Origin of the sequence: Xanthomarina sp. GH4-25, from assembly GCF_045363175.1 — a bacterium.
Taxonomy (GTDB): Bacteria; Bacteroidota; Bacteroidia; order Flavobacteriales; family Flavobacteriaceae; genus Xanthomarina.
The window spans coordinates 427,049-445,804 of record NZ_JBJFLO010000001.1; the positions used below are offsets into that span (position 1 = coordinate 427,049).

Consider the following 18,756-nt stretch of genomic DNA (forward strand, 5'->3'; position numbering starts at 1 on the left):
AGTTTCATGTTCAAACATCAACACCCATACAAACCATTTATTCCGGAATACGCTACCAAATTAATAGTTGGTACGTTACCACCTCCAAGGTTTACCATTGGAGATTTAAAACCTGCAGATGTCGATTTTTGTTATGGAAGTAGTGATGGGCAATTATGGAAAATTTTAGATGCTTTATTTCAATTAAATTTGAAATATGAAACAACAAAATCAGCTATACAACAACGCAAACAATTTTTAATAGATAGAGGCATTGGTGTTTGCGATATTGTTGAATCTGCCGAACGAGTTAAAATGGATGCATCTGATTTAGGCATGCAAAACATTAAGCTAAGAGATTTAATAAGCTATTTAAAACAATACCCAAAAGTAGATACGTTATTATTTACAGGAGGGAACAGTAAAAATGGTCCTGAATATTTTTTTAGAAAACATTTAAAAGAGTATAATCTGAAACTGGAATTGGTTTCCAATGAAGTGCCTAGAATTCATCAGTTTGTCATTCCGAGCGAAGCGTGGGAATCTGTTTCAAAGAAACGCATCATTAAAACAGTCTCTTTAACAGCACCATCAGGAGCAGCAAACAGAGCTGTAGGAAGTATGCCATTGTACAAACAACTCAAACAAAAAAAACCAGAGTTTAATACTCTGGATTTTAGAATCATGCAATATCGTGAGTTTTTTTAATTGTCTATTCGGATAAGTTCCATGCCTAAAAACTGTATCCAAGTTTCACCATCTCTGCTAAATTCGCCAACTTCAATCCAAGTGTTTTCTGTACTATAATCACTGGTAAACCTAGCAGTGCCTTGGTTTGGAATTGTCATTTCCCATCTTATAACTTTATCTTCAATTAATTCAATTTCAGATATAGAAATTTTATTGTCTTTATAAGCTCTTAAAGTTAATTTTTTAGTGTCAGGATCTAAATACATAATTCCAAATGCATCATGTACGATAACAGTTTCATTGGTTTCTGGATTTATCTTTGTGCCTAAACCTTCAGCAACCATAATATTACAATTTGTTTTGCAATATATATGTTCTGAAATATTAGACTCAACTTTACCATCACGTGTCATAGACCAAGCATTTCCTTCCCATTTGCCTAACATAAATTGAAGTGGTTCCATAACATTTGTATCTGATACTTCAAAATCTTGTGAATAAACAGAATAGGAAATTGATAAAGTAATAATAATGTAGCTTATAAGAGTTTTCATAATTTATAATTTAATATTTAAAATTACAGAAAAATAGCTATGAAGTCTTGTAAAAAAACGTCAATTTAATGGAATGCCATTTCAACAGATAATAGATATGATTGAAAATCATTGTGAGAACGATTCATGATTTTTTTAAATTCATTTATAAAATGAGATTGATCATAATAACCATTGTCTAAAATTGCATCCATCTGATTTTTCCTTTCTAGAATAATAGATTTCCATGTGTTTCTTTGTCTTTCAATCTTGGAATATTGTTTCATGGTAACTCCTGTGACCTCTTTGAATTTTTTTTGAATGACTCGAGTAGAAATTGGTATTTGGATGATTACCTCTGAAATGGGTTTCCCTAAACTTAACTCTAAGCAAATAAACTTCACGAGATTATTTTTTTCTATTTCTACAGTATTTAAAATTTTTATTAATTGTTTATCTATTAACTTAAAGTTGTCAAACCCTACTTTAATAGAAATGTCTTTAAAATGATTTTGAACTGATGTACTTGTATCTATAGTTTTGTTAAGAATATTAGCTTTGTTGTTTATTAAAGATTTTATAATAATCCAAGGGTGAAATCTAACACCAAGAAAAATTGAATTTGGGAATATTGATTGCGTGTATTTTATATTATGTGGTCCCATTAATCTAACACCATTAAAATATGGTTGATTAATAAGTACTAAAGAAACTGTGCTTTCTGGTAAGGTTTCATGATTCAATGGAAATTTTAAATCTGGGAAATCTAAAACCTCGAATTTCCAATAATTTTGAATAATTTCTTTTAAAATACTGTCAGGTGGGTGTTCTATATATTTCATTAAATTAAAGTTACAATATAATATTGTAATATTTCAATTTCAATAAACAGTTCAAAAAAAAACCAGAGTTTAATACTCTGGTTTTTAGAATCATGCAATATCGTGAGTTTTTTTAATGTGCTTTTAAAGCAATTTCTAATGCTTTTTCACCTCCAACAACTGGTAAGCTAAGAGTCGTATTCTCCAAATCTAATGTTAGTTCTGTTCCTGGATTTGGCAATATGGTGTATTGATTGTCACTAGAAAAAATCATTAAACCTATTTGTTGTCCTTTAGGAATTATTTGATCATCTGGTTGTAAATCGAATGTCATGCTATAGAATTTTCCTGGTTCTAAAGGTTCGCTTTCAGTGAGCGATTTATAATTTTGAAGATCTGCCCAACCTCGAGTAATAATATTATCAGTAATCTTAGCGTTTTTATCTCCATTCCATGGTAGAGATACCAACCAAACCGAAAGGTTTGCAGCCGGTTTACTACTTGCAATGTTAACAGTTATTTTAGCTGTTCCAGATAGGTGAATATCTTTTGAAAGTGTTGATGTGACATATAATAAACGGTTGTTAGAACTTTCTGCTTGCGCTAAATCGATACCTGAAAAATTATAATCGTCAACTAGCGTTTCTTTGTCTTGTTTTTTAGATTTTCCGATTGCTAATTTTCCAGTTTTTAAGCCTTCAGAATGAGGATGTAAGCTCACTAAAGAAGCTTCTGGATTTGGATAATCTTTATAGGCTGTTGGATTTTCAGGAGCATCATTTTCTCTAACGATCCAGGCTTTTGCATCGTTTTCAACACCATTATCAATGCCAAATAAATAATGAGTAAACCAACGGTTCATCATCGTCATTGGTGGAGGTCCACCATGTCCGTTTTGATGATAATAAATTTGAGATGGAATACCTTGTTTTACTGCTTGTTCGTATATTCTATAACTATGTTCAGGCATCACATTCCAATCGTTAAACCCATGAGACATCAATAGAGCAGCTTTCATAGGTTTCATATCGTTTATATAATCACGTCCAGCCCAGAAATCGTTATAATCCCCTGTAATTCTGTCCATACCATTTTTCATTTCGGTATCTCTTACGACTTCGTTGCTATAAGCTCGTTTCGATTCGTCTCCACTATGGATGAAATCGTATAGCACATCAATATCTTCACCTAAATATCCTCCTGGAGACCTAACCAAACCATTCGATCTGTAATAGTGGTAGTAGGATGTGTTTGGTGCAATTGGAATTATAGCTTCAAGACCTTCAACTCCTGTAGTTGCAGCAGCTAGAGGAATAGTTCCGTTATATGAAGTGCCTGTCATACCAACCTTTCCGGTAGACCAATAAGCTTTTACTTCTTCATTACCATCTCTTTCTGTATACCCTTTAGCACGACCACATAACCAATCGATAACTGCTTTAGGAGCTAAAGATTCGTTATCACCACCTACAGTAGGAGAGCCGTCTGAAAGTCCAGTTCCTGGAGATGAAGAATGTACAACAATATAGCCTCTAGGCACCCATTTTAAAATATGTGAGTTTGAAATAATTGGTCTTTCTCCTATACGTTTTACTTCAACATGAGTACGTGCTTTGGCTGCTTCACCTAGTTCATGTTTGACATCCCAAAAAAGGCCATCTTCATTTCTTGCTACTCCAGCAAAATAAGGGCTAGACACATAAATAACTGGTAATTTTAAGTCTTCAGAATCTGTTTGAGGAGGTCTTGTAACAGACACATGCATTCTATCTGGATTGTTATCTCCATCGGTATCAAATTCGGTTTCAACCCATAAATCGTGTCTTATCCAGCTTTCCGGTTTACTAAATTCTGGGACAATCTGAGCTTCGCCATTTTCAAAAACAGGCACAGCCTTTTCTTGTGAATAGGAAACTGTATAACTGAATAAAAATAGCAGGCATAGTAATAATTTAAAGGATGTTTTCATAATTTATAAATTCTTAATGTGAATGGTCTTTGATGCTTACTAAGGTCGTTTTTTTATTATTTAAAAACAAGTTAGATAATATGGTACTGTTCCTAAGTTATAAAAAGTACATCTAGAGTTATTCGTCTTTATAGACATTAAATGTAATTCCCATACCATAGTTGTTCAATCCAGCTTTTATCAAACTAGAATCGTCTACATTTCCTTTTTTAAATTGAATCCATTGGTTTCTATTTAAAAAGACACGTTTTATAAACGTGTTATTTTCTGGAATTTCGTTGGTAAATGGAAGTAGAGGTCTAAAATTGGTTGGAATTTTCACAGTTTGACCTCTGGATTTAATTTCCTTATATTTTTTATTAGGTAAAAGTTTCCCTACTTTATCGGTATAACCTAATACCTGAAGCGAAATAAATAAACCAGATTCTGGAATATAAATATCTTGGCCAGATACGTCTAAAGTAAAAGCATCGCCATGTTTTTCAGTGACTCTAAAAACCATATTTTGATAAGTTAATGGTTTGCCAGGAAAGCCGTTGTTGTTCTGGTATACATTCACTTTAAATAAAGTTGAAAAAGGCTTTTTTTCAGCATTGGACTTATGTCTTTTCTCCCAATCTTTAGATTCTAAAGCTATAGGAAAATGGACTTCAGTTAATTTTTTGAGTTTATCATCTGGGTTTTTAAAATAGACAGCAATTTCAGATTCAATAGTTGGTAACCAACATTTATAATAATCGTCGTCTAGGTAAGGCTCCATAGATTCCTCTTTGTATTTTCTATCTAGTTTGGCTCGAACAACCACTTCATCTAATTTGTCTATATATGGCACTAAATGTAATGTGTCTGGTAGGTTTTCCGATGAAATATGTAAATCTTTAAACCCTAAAGCAGAAACAAAAAGTGAATCGATATCTGGATATATTTTTTTTGTAAACATGAATGTCCCTTCATCATCTGCAAACACGCCTTGACCATTTCCAAACGAAATAGTTGCGTAAGACACAGGGTGTTTTGTTTGAGAATCTATAACTGCAGTTTGGGAGAAACAGTTAATTGAAAGACATATAAATAATAAAAATGCAGGTATTTTATACATGTTATGAATTGATTGCAATTGTTTTATAATCTTTAAAGATACAGATTCAAATCTAAAAAAATCAAAATAAAAAACCTGCTATGGATAAAATAGCAGGTTTAAAAGTGTGTTACATTGTAATAGATTATTCTTTATCTAAATCTTTAGTCATTTTAAAGCCTAAAAATAAACCAGCTCCAGCCATAAAGAATATGGTTGCTGGATATACAGCATCATCATCAAGAGTTGTGTAACTTTCTAATATAGATGCTATAAAAACTCCAACCCCAATGCCCATTAATAATAAGGCAAGGTTTAAAATAAAGACCTTCCATATTGGAGCAGTACTTTGCTTGCCTTTAATAAAAATGCTTGCATCGGCACCTTTTTCAATAAGCGCTAAGCGTTCTTTGTTTCTAGTAGAAAAGTATAAGTAAAATACTCCGAAAATTGCTCCAAATATAATTGGTATGATAATTAATTCTGATCCCATAATTGTTTGTTTTTAATTGATTAATTTTAATGTGTTCATAGCTTATGACGACTCGTCTTGAGTTTAGGTTACATAAAAAAGTAAAATTATTTTTTATAAATCTTTTTTTAATAAAAGTGTAACCATTTATAAACTATTGTCGTCTTAATATAAATGACCACCAACAACGACCAAATACTCATCAATCAAATAACCGAAGGCGATACTAATGCATTTGCAATTTTAGTAGATCGTTATAAAGACTTGGTTTTTACTTTGGCGTTGCGCATGTTAAAACATAGAGAGGAAGCAGAAGAAGTATCGCAAGATACGTTTATTAAAGCCTATAAATCATTGTCTAAATTTAAAGGAGACTCAAAATTTTCAACATGGATTTATAAAGTAGCTTATAACACCTGTTTAGATAGAATAAAAAAGAATAAAAGAAAATATAACGAAATTGCTATTGATGAGTATACAGAACATCAAGTTAAGACCATAGACAACGCCTTAGAGAATATGGTTGCAGACGAACGTAAACAAGCCATACAGGATTGTTTAAATTTGTTGCCAAATGAAGACGGATTTTTACTAACTCTTTATTATTTTGAAGAACAATCTCTAGATGAAATTGCCAAAGTTGTTGGTTTAACAGCAAATAACGTAAAAGTAAAACTCTTTAGAAGTAGAAAAAAATTAATGGTTATTTTAAAACAACGTATTGAACCAGAAATTATTAAACATTATGAAAGAGAACGTAGATAAACATATAGAAAAATTAGTGAGTAAAGTCATGAAGGATTCTGTTTTAGAAGCCCCTTCTTTGGATTTTACGTCTCAAGTCATGCAACAAGTTACAACTTCTTCTAAAAGTGATGTAACTTTATATAAACCTTTAATCACTAAAACAGGTTGGGTATTTTTAATTCTAATTGTTTTGGCTTTTGTAGTTTTTGTTTTGATTACTGGTGATTTTCAAAGTAGTGACTGGTTTGATGTTATAGATTTTAGTGTCCTTTCAAATTTTAAAATGCCTAATCTACTTTCAGGAGTAAAACTGTCAACGACAAGTTTATACGCTCTTATTCTATTTGGAATTATGGTTTGTATCCAAATTCCGTTGCTTAAAAACTATTTCGATAAAAGATTAAACTTCTAAACTTCTAAACACTAAACACTAAACACTAAACACTAAACACTAAACACTAAATCAATACCAGCGTTTTTTCTTCTTTCTAGAAGCAGCACTTTTTCTGCCTTTTTTATGTTTGCTTGCTGTTTGTTTCGATTTATGAATTTCAGCTTTGGTGTTTGGATCTAAGGGATAAGGATGTAATTCTTCAACAGGAATCTGGATTTGAAGTAATTGTTGGATGGTTTGTACATAGGCTTTTTCATCTGCACCACAGAAAGAATAAGACATACCAGAGTTTCCAGCACGACCAGTTCTTCCAATTCTATGAACATAAGTTTCTGGAATGTTAGGTAAATCGAAATTAATTACGGCATCCAATTCGTTAATATCAATCCCACGAGCAGCAACATCTGTAGCTACAAGAATATTTACTTGACCACTTTTAAACTTTTTTAATGCTGTTTGTCTATCGGTTTGAGATTTATCACCATGAAGTGTTTCTACTTGATAATTGTTTTTAATTAAGGTTTGTTCTAATTTATCCACTCCAAATTTAGTGCGTCTAAAAATTAAGATACTACCTTTTATTTCGTTTCTTAATAAGTGTAAACACAATTCTATTTTGTTGCGTTTTGGAACATAATACAACACCTGCCCAATATTATTTGCTGATGATAACGTTGTATGAACTTCAATACGTTCTGGGTTATTTAGAATGGTGTTGGCAAGTTGCTCAACCTTAAATGGCATGGTTGCCGAAAATAAAAGGATCTGCTTCTGTTTTGGACATAAACTTTCAATTTGCTTAACATCGTCTATAAAACCCATGTCTAACATTAAGTCAGCTTCATCTAAAACTAAAATTTCAATGTGTTCCAAAGTAATAACCTCTTGTTTGTACAAATCGATTAAACGTCCAGGAGTTGCAACTAATATATCTACCCCTTTAGTTAAAACATCAATTTGTGGTTCTATAGAAGCACCTCCAAAAATAACAGTAGTTCGTAGATTGGTATGTCTACCATAGGCCTTAAAATTATTTCCAATTTGTAATGCCAATTCTCTTGTAGGACTAACAATAAGCGCTTTTATTTTTTTTCCTCTTTTTGGTGCATCTTGTTTATCTGAAAGCAATTGCAAAATAGGTAATGCAAAAGCAGCAGTTTTGCCAGTTCCTGTTTGAGCAGAAGTAATGACATCTTTTTTTGCTAAAACTAAAGGAATGGTTTTTTCTTGAACTTGAGTAGGAGTGGTATAACCCTGTTCTTCAATGGCTTTTAAAAGAGGATCTATAAGTTGTAAGTCTTTAAATGACATGTGTCTTAATTTTCGACAAAGATAGATGAATTTTAAAGGATTCAATTTGTGAAGGATACATTTTCGTCTTATTAATTCGTCTCATTTTGACGGCATTTCAAAAAAATATAAAAAAAAGACTAAATATATCATGCCTCTTAAAAATTAATTATAAATTTGTTGCTTCAATATGAGAAATAATCGCATACATAGCATTTGTAAGATGAATTGGAAATTTTCCAAGGGCTAGAGCGTACTATATATTTAAAATATTTTAAAAGCGTTCTACTAATTGTTAGAACGCTTTTTTTATTTACTAAACTTTAAAAATGAATTTATTTAAGATGAAACCAATTTGTAAGACTAATAAGATTACACGTAAGTTTATGTGTAAGGCAATAACTATTTATCAAAGAGAATAAAATATATTTATATTATAATTTAAAATCCCTTTGATTAACATTTAATCAAAGGGATTTTTTTATTGAAATGCATCATGAAAAACAGATTCATACTCACATTAAAAAAAGACATTGTACTTAAAGAACTTAAAAGTTATACTTGGGTTTTTGCTGGCTCTGTATTGTTAGCTATTACTTATGTGGTATTTATAATTCCACATAATATTGTACCTGGAGGGATTCTAGGACTGAGTATTGTTATTAATAAGTTAACCGGATTATCTATTGGTCTTTTAGCTTTGATGATAAATATTCCTTTGCTTTTATGGGGAACAAAAGTGCTAGGTGTTAAAACGGGTATTAAAACGGCCTTTTCAATGGTTTTGGTGTCGTTTTATATAGATGTATTTTCAAATTTATTGAACAATAAAATTTATGTTGAAGATGTCTTAGTCTCCTCTGTTTTTGGAGGTGTTATTATAGGTCTCTCGGTTTTTATAGTTATGAATGCAGGAGCAACAACGGGTGGCAACGATATCTTGGTTAGAATTTTAGCAACAAAAATAAAATTACCATACAATCAATTAATATTAATTATTGATGGTATTGTTATCTTATTAGGTGTCTTAGTTTTTGAAGATTTTACCATGGCAGCTTATAGTATTATTGCTATAATTGCCATTAGTAAAACGATTGAATATTTTATGAAAAAGTCGCTTAAAAACATGACATTGTTTGTGTTTTCTTCTAAAAATATATTAATTCAAGAGTCCATATTAAAGAATAAGAAACATACAGATGGAATTTTAAAATTAATCCATTATGATGCCAATGGAAAGTTGATTCTTATTACCAAGAATACTAAAAAAATTGAAATGGTAAGAGAACTTATTTATAAAATAGATCCAAATGCAACTATTACAGTTTTAGAATCTAACAGTGTGACAGATTAAAATAGACATAAAATAAGATATTGAGCTACCTGTTTTTAGGTAGCTTTTTTATTTCCGATAAACAAAAAGCATCCTTCGGACAATGAAACCGCTAATTCGTCCGTAATCATTTGATTTACTGACAAATAATTATTTACTTTAAACACCTCCCAAAGCTGATCCTTATCTTAAATGGCTTTGTTTTTATCCATTTATTATATCATTATCACTTTTTTATTATTAATTTTTTTCTATTTGCAATCGTTACAAATAGTGCTATTAATCAACTAAATTTTATAATTATGTTTAAAAAAACTATCGCATCTGCAATGATGCTAGTCATGGTTTTAGGAGTGTCAATTAACGCGAACTCTCAAGAATCAAAAGATTACACTATGTGGCAAAACGTTATGTTAACTCCAGATTACGCCAATTTGAAAACGTTTGGTGAGAACATGAGAAAGCATAACCAAACGTACCATAGCGAAGGTCATTTTAATGCTTTTGTATTTAACATTACAACTGGACCAAATGCTGGAAACATTATTTGGCAAATGGGTCCAATGATGTTTAAACACAACGACTCCAGACCAAGAGGAGCACATGATGCTGATTGGAGAGACAATGTGATGCCGTATGTTAAAAAAGTTCAAACTGTTGAATATTGGTCTCAAGATGATGAGTTATCTAATACCAGTTTACTTGCAGGAGATGAAGTTAAATATCCAATTTTATTTGTAAGAATAATGGAGTTAGCTGATGACCATCAATACCTTATGAAAGACTTTTTTAAGAAAGTAAGTACTACTCTAAAATCTATGCCTGGTGAAAACCCTTGGGGATTATATTATAATAATTTCTTGCAAGGAGACCTTGGAAGACATGTAGCATCTGTTGGGTTTAGTAAAAACTGGACGGAATTTGATAAAGAAGGTCCAAATTTTAAAGAGGCTTTCGAAAAACTTCATGGGGAAAATAGTTTTCAAAATTTTCTAGACGCAAGAGACGATTTATTTGAAGACACCTTTGATGAAATCTGGGTGTATAATAAAAACCTGAGTGGCGACTAACCAATTAACCAACCAATTTTATTAAAAAAACCACCTGATTTTAAGGTGGTTTTTTAGTTTTTAATATCTGAATTATTTAAAAATAATTGATGTCATTTTTGCGTTACTTGAAACTATAAAAATATCTGTCTAATCATCTTTAGTAAGTTTAAAAAAATCATTAACAGGTTTGTCAAAGACTTCAGAAAGTTTTAATGCTAAAACCGTTGAAGGTACATATCTATTAGCTTCAATAGAATTGATAGTTTGCCTAGAGACGCCTATTTTTTGCGCTAATTCATCTTGTGTTAAATTTAAAATAACACGTTCTAATTTTAAAGTATTCTCCATAATTATCTGTAACGTTTTAAATTATGGTAAAACATTAACTGAATCATGAGCATAAACAAAAGTACTTGGAAATCGCCCAAATCTTTATAATTTTCTCCACCATTATGAACCATATTAGAAACGCCAAATTCCACATAAGGCATAAACATGGCATAAATAACACCTACAATAAAAGCTATCATATAAGATTGCGACCTTAGTTGAATGGTCATTTCATCTTCTATTTTATCTTTACTAATAGACATGATTAACATGCCGATTAATAAGGTTTTTTGTGAAAGTAATTTTAACCAGTGATTATCTCCTTCTAATACAAAGGCATTTACAAACATAGATACTATTGATAGTGCAGCTATGGTAATACCTACAAACATAAATGTGTTGGGTAACCTAAATTTTAAAAGCTTAGTAAATTGTTTACGCTCACAGTCTATAAAATTCTTTTTTTCCATAAGTTTTTTTTTTTTTTTTTTGACAAACAATCTTTCCAAAAAGGAAAGCAAGTTTTATATAATGACAAATATACTTTACATTATGAAATAAAAAAATATTTTTAGATATTTTTTAAATTAACAAACCACTTTGAAAAGCATCAAAGTGGTTTGGTATTATAAAATCTAGTAAGATGTGTTGTTTAAACTATTTTATCATCTCGTAACTACGCTTGATAAAATTAGTAAGTTCTTCACCTTTTAAAAGCCCTTGAGATAATCTGGCTAAGTCTAAACTTTGTGTAATTAAACGTTCTTGTTTCTTTTTGGTTTTAGTAGCTAAAATTTCACTAACTAAATCAGAATTTGTGTTTACAACCAAGTTGTACATGTCTGGCATGTTACCCATTCCAAACATTCCACCACCACCAGTTTGCTGCATCTCTTTCATTCTACGCATAAACTCTGGTTGCGTAATCATAAATGGTGTGGCAGTGCTATCCATAGTTTCCAATTGTACCGAGAATTTTTCAGCAGGAATCACTTCCTTTAATAGGGTTTCCAATGCTGATTTTTGCTCTTCGGTTAATTTAGAAATCTTCGTGTCATCTTTCTTAATTAAATTATCAACATGATCTGCATCTACACGAGTAAACGTAATATTCTCTTTAGTAGATTCCAGTTTTTGCATTAAATGACTAATAATTGGAGAATCTAATAATAACACTTCGTAACCTTTAGTTTTAGCAGCTTCAATATAACTATGTTGTGCATCTTCATTAGATGCATAAAGAAGTACTAATTTTCCGTCTTTATCTGTTTGATTGGCTTTTACTTTATTGAAAAGCTCTTCATACGTATAATATTTTCCATCAACAGTTGGATATAATGCAAAAGCATCTGCTTTTTCAAAGAATTTATCTTCAGAAAGCATCCCGTATTCAATCACAATTTTAATATCGTTCCATTTAGCTTCAAAATCTTCTCTGTTATTGTTGAACAACGATTTTAATTTATCGGCAACTTTTCTAGTAATGTAAGAGGATATCTTTTTAACTGCACCATCGGCTTGTAAATAAGAACGAGAAACATTTAAAGGAATGTCTGGAGAATCAATTACACCACGTAACATGGTTAAAAATTCTGGAACAATTCCTTCCACATTATCGGTTACAAAAACCTGATTCTGGTATAATTGAATTTTATCCTTCTGAATGTTTAAATCATTCGTCATCTTAGGGAAATACAAGATTCCAGTAAGATTAAATGGATAATCTACATTTAAGTGAATGTGGAATAAAGGCTCTTCAAATTGCGTTGGATACAATTCTCTGTAAAAACTTTTATAGTTTTCATCTTCTAATTCTGCTGGTTGTTTGGTCCAAGCAGGATTCGGGTTGTTGATGATGTTATCAACGGTTATTTGTTTGTGTGGCTCGGTGGTTTCCTTACCATCTTTATCAGTTGTTGTTTGCGGTGTAAAATCAGGATCGTTTACCTCATTAGTTCCAAATTTAATAGGAATAGGCATAAACTTATTATACTTAGTAAGTAAACTGTTTATACGCGCTTCTTCTAAAAACTCTGTAGAATCTTCAGCAATATGAAGGATGATTTCTGTCCCTCTATCCGTTTTGTCATGAGGTTCTAAAGTGAATTCCGGACTTCCATCGCAGGTCCAATGTGCTGCAGGCTCGTCTTTAAAAGATTTTGTGATGATTTCTACTTTTTCAGCAACCATAAAGGCTGAATAAAAGCCAAGACCAAAATGCCCAATAATTCCAGAATCTTTTCCAGAATCTTTATACTTGTCTAAAAACTCTTCAGCACCTGAAAAAGCAATCTGGTTGATGTATTTTTCAACTTCTTCAGCTGTCATTCCTAAACCTTGATCGATAATATGAAGTTTTTTTCCTTCCTTATCGATTTTAATTTCAATTTTTGGATTGCCATATTCTACTGAAGCTTCTCCAATACTTGTTAAATGTTTCAGTTTTAAAGTGGCATCTGTAGCGTTACTTATTAACTCACGTAAAAAGATTTCGTGATCGCTATACAGGAATTTTTTAATTAATGGAAAGATATTTTCTACCGAAACATTAATATTTCCTTTTGTCATAGTGTAATGTATTTATAATTCCTTCAAAGGAAGAAATCTAATTAATAATATGTTTATTTCTAATGTATTCAATAAAACAACAAAAATGCCAAGCATGAATAAGTGACAAACTGACACCATGAAATTCATTTTGAATTATCTATGAAAGCCGAATAATATTTTTAGTTTTATAAAAAACAAATCTATAGTGAATTTAGATTACGATTATGTGATTATTGGAAGTGGTTTTGGAGGATCTGTATCTGCATTAAGACTGTCTGAAAAAGGCTATAAAGTTTTAGTCATTGAGAAAGGAAAATGGTTTCATGATAAAGACTTCCCAAAAACCAACTGGAACTTAAAAAAGTGGCTTTGGGAACCTAAAGCAAAACTTCATGGTATTTTTAAAATGACTTTTTTAAATCACGTGACGGTTCTTTCTGGTGTTGGCGTTGGTGGAGGTTCTTTAACGTATGCTAATACATTGCCGATTCCTAAAAGGGAGTTTTTTAAAACTGGAAGTTGGGCCAATTTAAATAATTGGGAGAACCAACTAAAGCCATTTTATGATACGGCTTATAAAATGTTAGGAGCAGAAACAAATCCGAAATTATACGAATCGGATTTATTAATAAAAGACTTGGCGAAAGACATTGGAAAGGAAGCTCATTTTGAAGCTACCAAAGTGGCTGTATATTTTGGTGAAGCTGGTAAAAAAGTAGCAGATCCATATTTTAATGGCAAAGGTCCAGATAGAACAGGCTGTGTGTTTTGTGGTGCTTGCATGACAGGATGTAGATACAATGCCAAAAATACGTTGGATAAAAATTACCTGCATTTAGCACAACAATTAGGGACTGAAATTTTAGCCGAAAAAGAAGTTTATAATGTGTCTGTGCTAGGAAATAAAGATGGTTCAGATGGTTATAAAATTGACTTTAAATCTAGTATAGGAAGAAAAGCAAAAGCAAGTGTTACGGCAAAAGGAGTTATTTTTTCAGGTGGCGTTATGGGAACGGTTCCATTGTTATTAAAACTAAAAAAATCTTCCTTACTTAATTTATCTAATGCTGTAGGGAAAAACATTAGAACCAATAATGAATCGTTGTTATTAGTGACATCAACAGATAAAAATCCAAAAGATTATTCCAAGGGAATTGCTATTGGTTCTATTTTACATACAGACGAAAATAGCCATTTAGAACCTGTGCGTTATGGTGAAGGTTCCAGTTTTTCAAAAACTTTAACCATGCCAACTATTCATAATAAGTTTGTACTATTTAGATTGTTAGGAATTGTTGGTTTATTTTTTAAACAACCTTCTAGGTTTTTTAAAACCATCTTTTCAAAAAATTATGCACAACGAACAACTATCTTATTGTTTATGCAAACTTTGGATAGTACACTACAAATGAAATTAGGCAAGTTTACCAAAATGAAAACCGTTAAAGAATCTGGACCAAAACCGAGTGCTTTTATTCCTGAAGCTATGGAATTAGGTAAGCAGGTTGCCAAGAAAGTAAACGGAATTCCCTATGCTAACTTTACGGATGCTCTGTTAGGAACTCCAACCACAGCGCATATTCTGGGAGGAGCTGTCATGGCTGAAGATGCAACTAAAGGAGTAATTGATAAACACAATAAAGTTTTTGGTTATAAAAACATGTTGGTTTGTGATGGTTCAATGATTTCAGCAAATCCAGGAGTGAACCCCTCTTTATCTATTACGGCTATTTCTGAACATGCCATGAGTCATATTAATGCGAAAATGATTTAATATGATGTCTGAAAAGTAAAATCAATAGATTTGCAGTGCTCAACTGCATTTTAAGACATAAAAAAAACCACCAATTTGGTGGTTTTTTTATTCCTTTAATTAATTTTTATTAATGTGTGCCTTCAGATGTTTCTGGTTTGTTTTTTACATTATTTTCCAACCATTCATCTTGTTCCCAAAGCATGTGTAGAACAGACTCTTTAGCGACATATCCATGACTTTCTTTAGGTAACATAACCAATCTAACGGGAGCTCCTAATCCTTTAAGTGCGTTGAAATAACGTTCACTTTGTAAAGGATATGTTCCAGAATTATTATCAGCTTCACCATGAATTAAAAGTAAAGGTGTTTTCATAGTATCAGCATGCATAAAAGGCGACATGTTGTAATAAACTTCTGGGGATTCCCAATAATTACGTTCTTCACTCTGGAAACCAAAAGGTGTTAAAGTTCTATTATAAGCTCCACTTCTAGCTATTCCTGCTGCAAATAAATTTGAATGCGATAATAAATTGGCTGTCATAAAGGCCCCATAACTATGGCCACCAACAGCTACTTTGTTTCTATCTATATATCCTAAAGCATCCACAGCGTCTATGGCAGCTTTTCCATTGGAAACTAATTGCTCTATAAACGTATCATTAGGTTCCTCGTCTCCTTCACCAACAATAGGGAAAGAAGCATCGTCTAAAACCACATAACCTCTGGTTACCCAATAAATAGGTGATCCATACCAAGGATACGTAAATTCGTTCGAGCTTTTGGTGTTTTGTCCAGCACTACTTTTGTCTTTGAATTCTTGAGGGTAAGCCCATATAACCATTGGGTATTTTTTTCCTACTTCGTAATTAGTAGGCAAATAAAGGGTTCCTGTTAATTCTAAACCATCTGCACGTTTGTATTTAATTACTTCTTTTTGAACATCTTGAATGCTTTTAAAAGGATTTTCAAATTGTGTTAATGGTTGTAGTCCAATACGTTTTTTAATATTCCGAACGTAATAGTTAGGGTATTCATTTTTAGATTCAATTCTTACAACATATTCTCCTTGTTTGGCGTTTAAAGCCATAGAAATATCTTCTAATTGTTCCGATAAGGTCGATTGGTACAATCTAGTGGTTTCTAAATTTCCCAAATTTATTTCATCGATAAAAGGAAATTTTCCAGCATCGCTATAACCATCACCAATGAGATAAGCATTATTATTATCTAAATCTAAAATAGATTCATCGAAATCATTTTTAGTAGAAACAAAACTTCCTGGATTGCTGTAGACATCTTGATAATTTCTATCGAAAACAATTTTTGGTTCTTGACTATTATCCGATGGATTAAAAAGATACGTTCTGGTGTTTCTGGTATTCCACCAATAATCATAAGCTAATGCAGTATTATTATTTCCCCATTGTATAAATCTAAAACGATCTATTGTTTTTAAAAGCGAGGTTACTTTTCCAGTAAAAGGAGCATCTTGTTGGAATACTTCGTCTCTAAATGGCACATCGTTTTCTGGATCTCCACCATCTAAGGCCTCTGTCCAAACTAAGGTTGCTGGTTTGTCGTGTCTCCAAGTTACATCTCTTTTTCCAGTTCTTTCTGCCATAAAGCCTTTAGGTAAATCTTCAATTAATGGGACTTCTAAAAACGTGTTTACAAAATCGCCATTAGATTTATAAATTGTTGTTGTTGAGGGAAACCTATAATAAGGCACCAAATAAGAAAAAGGTCTGTTAATAGTTGTAACCATGACATAATTCCCGTCTGGAGAAAAGGATATATCTCGATACATATCGCTTTTTTTCCAAAGGCTGGATGAACCGTCAATATTTATTTTAAATAATTCTGCGTGTGTTAAAAGCTCAAAATTATATTCGTCGTTTTTGTTTTTAAGTAAATCTTGATAAGTTCTGTTTTGTGCTTCAACACCAGCTTCACTAATAGAAATCGTAGGTCCAGTAGGAATAGCTTCTTTAGTGTCTATTAATGATTTTCTATTGGTTGGAAGCGTCGTTACTATTAGAGATTTACTGTCTTTAAACCATGTAAACGGACTTCCTATATTTGCATTTAAATTTGCCTGACTAATTTTTGTTGCTTTAGCCTTGTTAACATCAACAATCCAAAGTTCTACTCCCGAAGGTATGGTATTTGTAAAAGCCATATATTCTTGGTTAGGAGACCATGAGAAATTAGCAAATCTACCATTTTCTGGCAGTCCTGAAACAGCTGTTTCTTTGGCGTCTATGCCGTTTTTAACCTTTATATCTATATAATATCTGGTTCTACTACCAATGTTTGTTACAGGATTGATGCGTAATCCTCCTAAGCGCATTTCGGTTTCAGATAGTTCTTCAATACTTTTAAAATTGCTTCTATATAAAAAGACAATGTTATTTCCTTTACTATCCATTCTAATGCTTGGAGCTAAAGGAGCTTCGGCAAGTTCTAGAATGTTTTGATGAGGTTTTTGATAAGTTAAATTTTCTTGTCCGAAACTTAAAAAAGTAACAAACAAAAACAGGTGAAATAAAGATGTTTTCATGTGGTTTGTATTTTGGTTTTTAAAGCTACTAAAACTTAGGTTTGAAATTATTAAAAGCGTGTTAAAAAGATGAAATTTTATGAAATTTATATTTAAAATCAATAATTATGAGAATACTATTTTTAATGATTAAATTGCAAACCTGATTAAATAACTAAATTGTTTATTTATGTATAATTCAAAAATTATTGGTTTAGGAAAATATGTTCCTGATAATGTGGTGACTAATGATGATTTGTCAAAAATGATGGACACCAACGATGCATGGATTCAAGAACGTACAGGTATCCAGGAAAGACGTTGGGTTAAACCTGGTTCTGGTGATACCACATCGGTTATGGGAATAAAAGCTGCTAAAATAGCTATTGAACGATCTGGAATTGATAAAGACGAGATCGATTTTATTGTGTTTGCAACTTTAAGTCCAGACATGTATTTTCCAGGTCCAGGTGTGCAGGTACAACATGCTCTTGATATTAAAACCGTTGGAGCATTAGATGTAAGAAACCAATGTTCTGGATTTGTATATGCATTATCTGTAGCCGATAATTTTATTAAAACAGGCATGTATAAAAATGTGCTAGTAATTGGGAGTGAATTACACTCTCATGGTTTGGATAAAACAGATAGAGGTAGAGGGGTTTCAGTTATTTTTGGAGATGGAGCAGGAGCAGCCGTTTTAACTAGAGAAGAAGATTCAAGTAAAGGTATATTATCGACCCACCTTCATTCACAAGGAGAGCATGCAGAAGAATTAGTGCTTGTTGCTCCTGGAATGGGAAAACGTTGGATTAATGATATTCTTGCAGATGATAATCCGGACGACGATAGTTATTTTCCTTATATGAATGGGCAATTTGTCTTTAAAAATGCTGTGGTTCGTTTTAGTGAAGTAATCAATGAAGGATTACAAAAAAATAATTTAGAAATCGATGATATAGATATGCTTATTCCTCATCAGGCCAATTTAAGAATTGCACAATTTATTCAAAAGAAGTTTAAGCTTACAGACGACCAAGTTTTTAATAACATTCAAAAATATGGAAACACAACTGCTGCCTCTATTCCAATAGCTTTAACTGAAGCTTGGGAAGAAGGAAAAGTAAAAGAAGGAGATACTGTGGTACTTGCTGCTTTTGGTAGTGGATTTACTTGGGGATCTGTTATAATTAAATGGTAGTCTGGTTTCTAAATGAAAGTGA

The 18,756-nt window shown here is 31.8% G+C and carries 17 protein-coding genes; 7 read left to right on the plus strand and 10 right to left on the minus strand.

Features of this window, described 5'->3' with window-relative positions; all coding sequences use genetic code 11:
• Positions 1 to 6 precede the first annotated feature (6 nt).
• A complete protein-coding gene (locus tag ACI5KZ_RS02000; protein WP_109307848.1) occupies positions 7 to 687 on the plus strand; it encodes a uracil-DNA glycosylase family protein in 681 nt (226 codons plus the stop codon).
• Here the strand turns inward: ACI5KZ_RS02000 and ACI5KZ_RS02005 are convergent.
• The 5 genes from ACI5KZ_RS02005 to ACI5KZ_RS02025 all read right to left on the minus strand — a co-directional run bounded on the left by ACI5KZ_RS02005 (position 684) and on the right by ACI5KZ_RS02025 (position 5,563).
• The gene (locus ACI5KZ_RS02005; RefSeq protein ID WP_109307849.1) at positions 684 to 1,223 is read right to left on the minus strand and encodes a hypothetical protein; all 540 of its coding nucleotides are present in this window, start codon (positions 1,221 to 1,223) and stop codon (positions 684 to 686) included. The two genes, ACI5KZ_RS02000 and ACI5KZ_RS02005, sit on opposite strands and share 4 nt — an antisense overlap.
• Positions 1,224 to 1,288: 65 nt before the next feature.
• Positions 1,289 to 2,044: a DUF6597 domain-containing transcriptional factor gene (locus tag ACI5KZ_RS02010; RefSeq protein WP_406846718.1), complete on the minus strand. Its 756-nt coding sequence runs from the start codon at positions 2,042 to 2,044 to the stop codon at positions 1,289 to 1,291.
• Between the two features lie 112 nt (positions 2,045 to 2,156).
• Positions 2,157 to 3,992, minus strand: a complete 1,836-nt coding sequence (locus tag ACI5KZ_RS02015; RefSeq protein WP_109307851.1) for a Xaa-Pro dipeptidyl-peptidase — start codon at positions 3,990 to 3,992, stop codon at positions 2,157 to 2,159.
• Between the two features lie 118 nt (positions 3,993 to 4,110).
• The gene (locus ACI5KZ_RS02020) at positions 4,111 to 5,091 is read right to left on the minus strand and encodes a hypothetical protein (protein WP_406846719.1); all 981 of its coding nucleotides are present in this window, start codon (positions 5,089 to 5,091) and stop codon (positions 4,111 to 4,113) included.
• 124 nt (positions 5,092 to 5,215) lie between these two features.
• The gene (locus tag ACI5KZ_RS02025) at positions 5,216 to 5,563 is read right to left on the minus strand and encodes a DUF6249 domain-containing protein (protein ID WP_109307853.1); all 348 of its coding nucleotides are present in this window, start codon (positions 5,561 to 5,563) and stop codon (positions 5,216 to 5,218) included.
• Positions 5,564 to 5,716: 153 nt separating this feature from the next.
• On the opposite strand from ACI5KZ_RS02025, the gene ACI5KZ_RS02030 reads away from it, so the two are divergent.
• Both ACI5KZ_RS02030 and ACI5KZ_RS02035 read left to right on the plus strand, forming a co-directional pair.
• Positions 5,717 to 6,307 carry an RNA polymerase sigma factor gene (locus ACI5KZ_RS02030; RefSeq protein WP_406846720.1) on the plus strand — a complete coding sequence of 197 codons (591 nt, stop codon included), beginning with the start codon at positions 5,717 to 5,719 and terminating at the stop codon, positions 6,305 to 6,307.
• Positions 6,288 to 6,701 (plus strand): hypothetical protein, encoded by a 414-nt coding sequence (locus tag ACI5KZ_RS02035; RefSeq protein ID WP_109307855.1) that lies wholly within the window; start codon positions 6,288 to 6,290, stop codon positions 6,699 to 6,701. The genes ACI5KZ_RS02030 and ACI5KZ_RS02035 overlap by 20 nt, the downstream gene beginning before the upstream one ends.
• Positions 6,702 to 6,752: 51 nt before the next feature.
• On the opposite strand, the gene ACI5KZ_RS02040 is transcribed toward ACI5KZ_RS02035, so the two are convergent.
• Positions 6,753 to 7,994: a DEAD/DEAH box helicase gene (locus ACI5KZ_RS02040; protein WP_406846721.1), complete on the minus strand. Its 1,242-nt coding sequence runs from the start codon at positions 7,992 to 7,994 to the stop codon at positions 6,753 to 6,755.
• Positions 7,995 to 8,469: 475 nt separating this feature from the next.
• Between ACI5KZ_RS02040 and ACI5KZ_RS02045 the strand changes: the two genes are divergently transcribed.
• Both ACI5KZ_RS02045 and ACI5KZ_RS02050 read left to right on the plus strand, forming a co-directional pair.
• A complete protein-coding gene (locus ACI5KZ_RS02045; protein WP_109307857.1) occupies positions 8,470 to 9,327 on the plus strand; it encodes a YitT family protein in 858 nt (285 codons plus the stop codon).
• A gap of 281 nt (positions 9,328 to 9,608) precedes the next feature.
• Positions 9,609 to 10,376, plus strand: coding sequence for a hypothetical protein (locus tag ACI5KZ_RS02050; protein ID WP_109307858.1), 768 nt, complete (start codon positions 9,609 to 9,611; stop codon positions 10,374 to 10,376).
• 129 nt (positions 10,377 to 10,505) lie between these two features.
• Here the strand turns inward: ACI5KZ_RS02050 and ACI5KZ_RS02055 are convergent, their stop codons facing one another.
• From ACI5KZ_RS02055 to htpG, 3 genes are all read right to left on the minus strand, one after another.
• The gene (locus ACI5KZ_RS02055; protein WP_109307859.1) at positions 10,506 to 10,706 is read right to left on the minus strand and encodes a helix-turn-helix transcriptional regulator; all 201 of its coding nucleotides are present in this window, start codon (positions 10,704 to 10,706) and stop codon (positions 10,506 to 10,508) included.
• Positions 10,707 to 10,708: 2 nt separating this feature from the next.
• Complete coding sequence (locus ACI5KZ_RS02060; RefSeq protein WP_406846722.1) at positions 10,709 to 11,158, minus strand: hypothetical protein; 450 nt, start codon at positions 11,156 to 11,158, stop codon at positions 10,709 to 10,711.
• 187 nt (positions 11,159 to 11,345) lie between these two features.
• Positions 11,346 to 13,256, minus strand: a complete 1,911-nt coding sequence (htpG, locus tag ACI5KZ_RS02065) for a molecular chaperone HtpG (protein ID WP_109307861.1) — start codon at positions 13,254 to 13,256, stop codon at positions 11,346 to 11,348.
• A gap of 187 nt (positions 13,257 to 13,443) precedes the next feature.
• Here htpG and ACI5KZ_RS02070 point away from each other — a divergent pair, with 187 nt between their 5' ends.
• Positions 13,444 to 15,012, plus strand: coding sequence for a GMC oxidoreductase (locus tag ACI5KZ_RS02070; protein ID WP_406846723.1), 1,569 nt, complete (start codon positions 13,444 to 13,446; stop codon positions 15,010 to 15,012).
• A 109-nt stretch (positions 15,013 to 15,121) separates the two neighbouring features.
• Here the strand turns inward: ACI5KZ_RS02070 and ACI5KZ_RS02075 are convergent, their stop codons facing one another.
• Complete coding sequence (locus tag ACI5KZ_RS02075) at positions 15,122 to 17,554, minus strand: prolyl oligopeptidase family serine peptidase (RefSeq protein WP_406846724.1); 2,433 nt, start codon at positions 17,552 to 17,554, stop codon at positions 15,122 to 15,124.
• Positions 17,555 to 17,723: 169 nt separating this feature from the next.
• Between ACI5KZ_RS02075 and ACI5KZ_RS02080 the strand changes: the two genes are divergently transcribed.
• Positions 17,724 to 18,734, plus strand: coding sequence for a 3-oxoacyl-ACP synthase III family protein (locus ACI5KZ_RS02080; protein WP_406846725.1), 1,011 nt, complete (start codon positions 17,724 to 17,726; stop codon positions 18,732 to 18,734).
• The last annotated feature ends 22 nt before the right edge of the window (positions 18,735 to 18,756 follow it).

Coding starts and splice junctions, on each gene's coding strand:
- ACI5KZ_RS02000 (WP_109307848.1), top strand. CDS start 7: ATGTTCAAACATCAACACCCATACAAACCATTTATTCCGGAATACGCT.
- ACI5KZ_RS02005 (WP_109307849.1), bottom strand. CDS start 1,223: ATGAAAACTCTTATAAGCTACATTATTATTACTTTATCAATTTCCTAT.
- ACI5KZ_RS02010 (WP_406846718.1), bottom strand. CDS start 2,044: ATGAAATATATAGAACACCCACCTGACAGTATTTTAAAAGAAATTATT.
- ACI5KZ_RS02015 (WP_109307851.1), bottom strand. CDS start 3,992: ATGAAAACATCCTTTAAATTATTACTATGCCTGCTATTTTTATTCAGT.
- ACI5KZ_RS02020 (WP_406846719.1), bottom strand. CDS start 5,091: ATGTATAAAATACCTGCATTTTTATTATTTATATGTCTTTCAATTAAC.
- ACI5KZ_RS02025 (WP_109307853.1), bottom strand. CDS start 5,563: ATGGGATCAGAATTAATTATCATACCAATTATATTTGGAGCAATTTTC.
- ACI5KZ_RS02030 (WP_406846720.1), top strand. CDS start 5,717: ATGACCACCAACAACGACCAAATACTCATCAATCAAATAACCGAAGGC.
- ACI5KZ_RS02035 (WP_109307855.1), top strand. CDS start 6,288: ATGAAAGAGAACGTAGATAAACATATAGAAAAATTAGTGAGTAAAGTC.
- ACI5KZ_RS02040 (WP_406846721.1), bottom strand. CDS start 7,994: ATGTCATTTAAAGACTTACAACTTATAGATCCTCTTTTAAAAGCCATT.
- ACI5KZ_RS02045 (WP_109307857.1), top strand. CDS start 8,470: ATGAAAAACAGATTCATACTCACATTAAAAAAAGACATTGTACTTAAA.
- ACI5KZ_RS02050 (WP_109307858.1), top strand. CDS start 9,609: ATGTTTAAAAAAACTATCGCATCTGCAATGATGCTAGTCATGGTTTTA.
- ACI5KZ_RS02055 (WP_109307859.1), bottom strand. CDS start 10,706: ATGGAGAATACTTTAAAATTAGAACGTGTTATTTTAAATTTAACACAA.
- ACI5KZ_RS02060 (WP_406846722.1), bottom strand. CDS start 11,158: ATGGAAAAAAAGAATTTTATAGACTGTGAGCGTAAACAATTTACTAAG.
- htpG (WP_109307861.1), bottom strand. CDS start 13,256: ATGACAAAAGGAAATATTAATGTTTCGGTAGAAAATATCTTTCCATTA.
- ACI5KZ_RS02075 (WP_406846724.1), bottom strand. CDS start 17,554: ATGAAAACATCTTTATTTCACCTGTTTTTGTTTGTTACTTTTTTAAGT.
- ACI5KZ_RS02080 (WP_406846725.1), top strand. CDS start 17,724: ATGTATAATTCAAAAATTATTGGTTTAGGAAAATATGTTCCTGATAAT.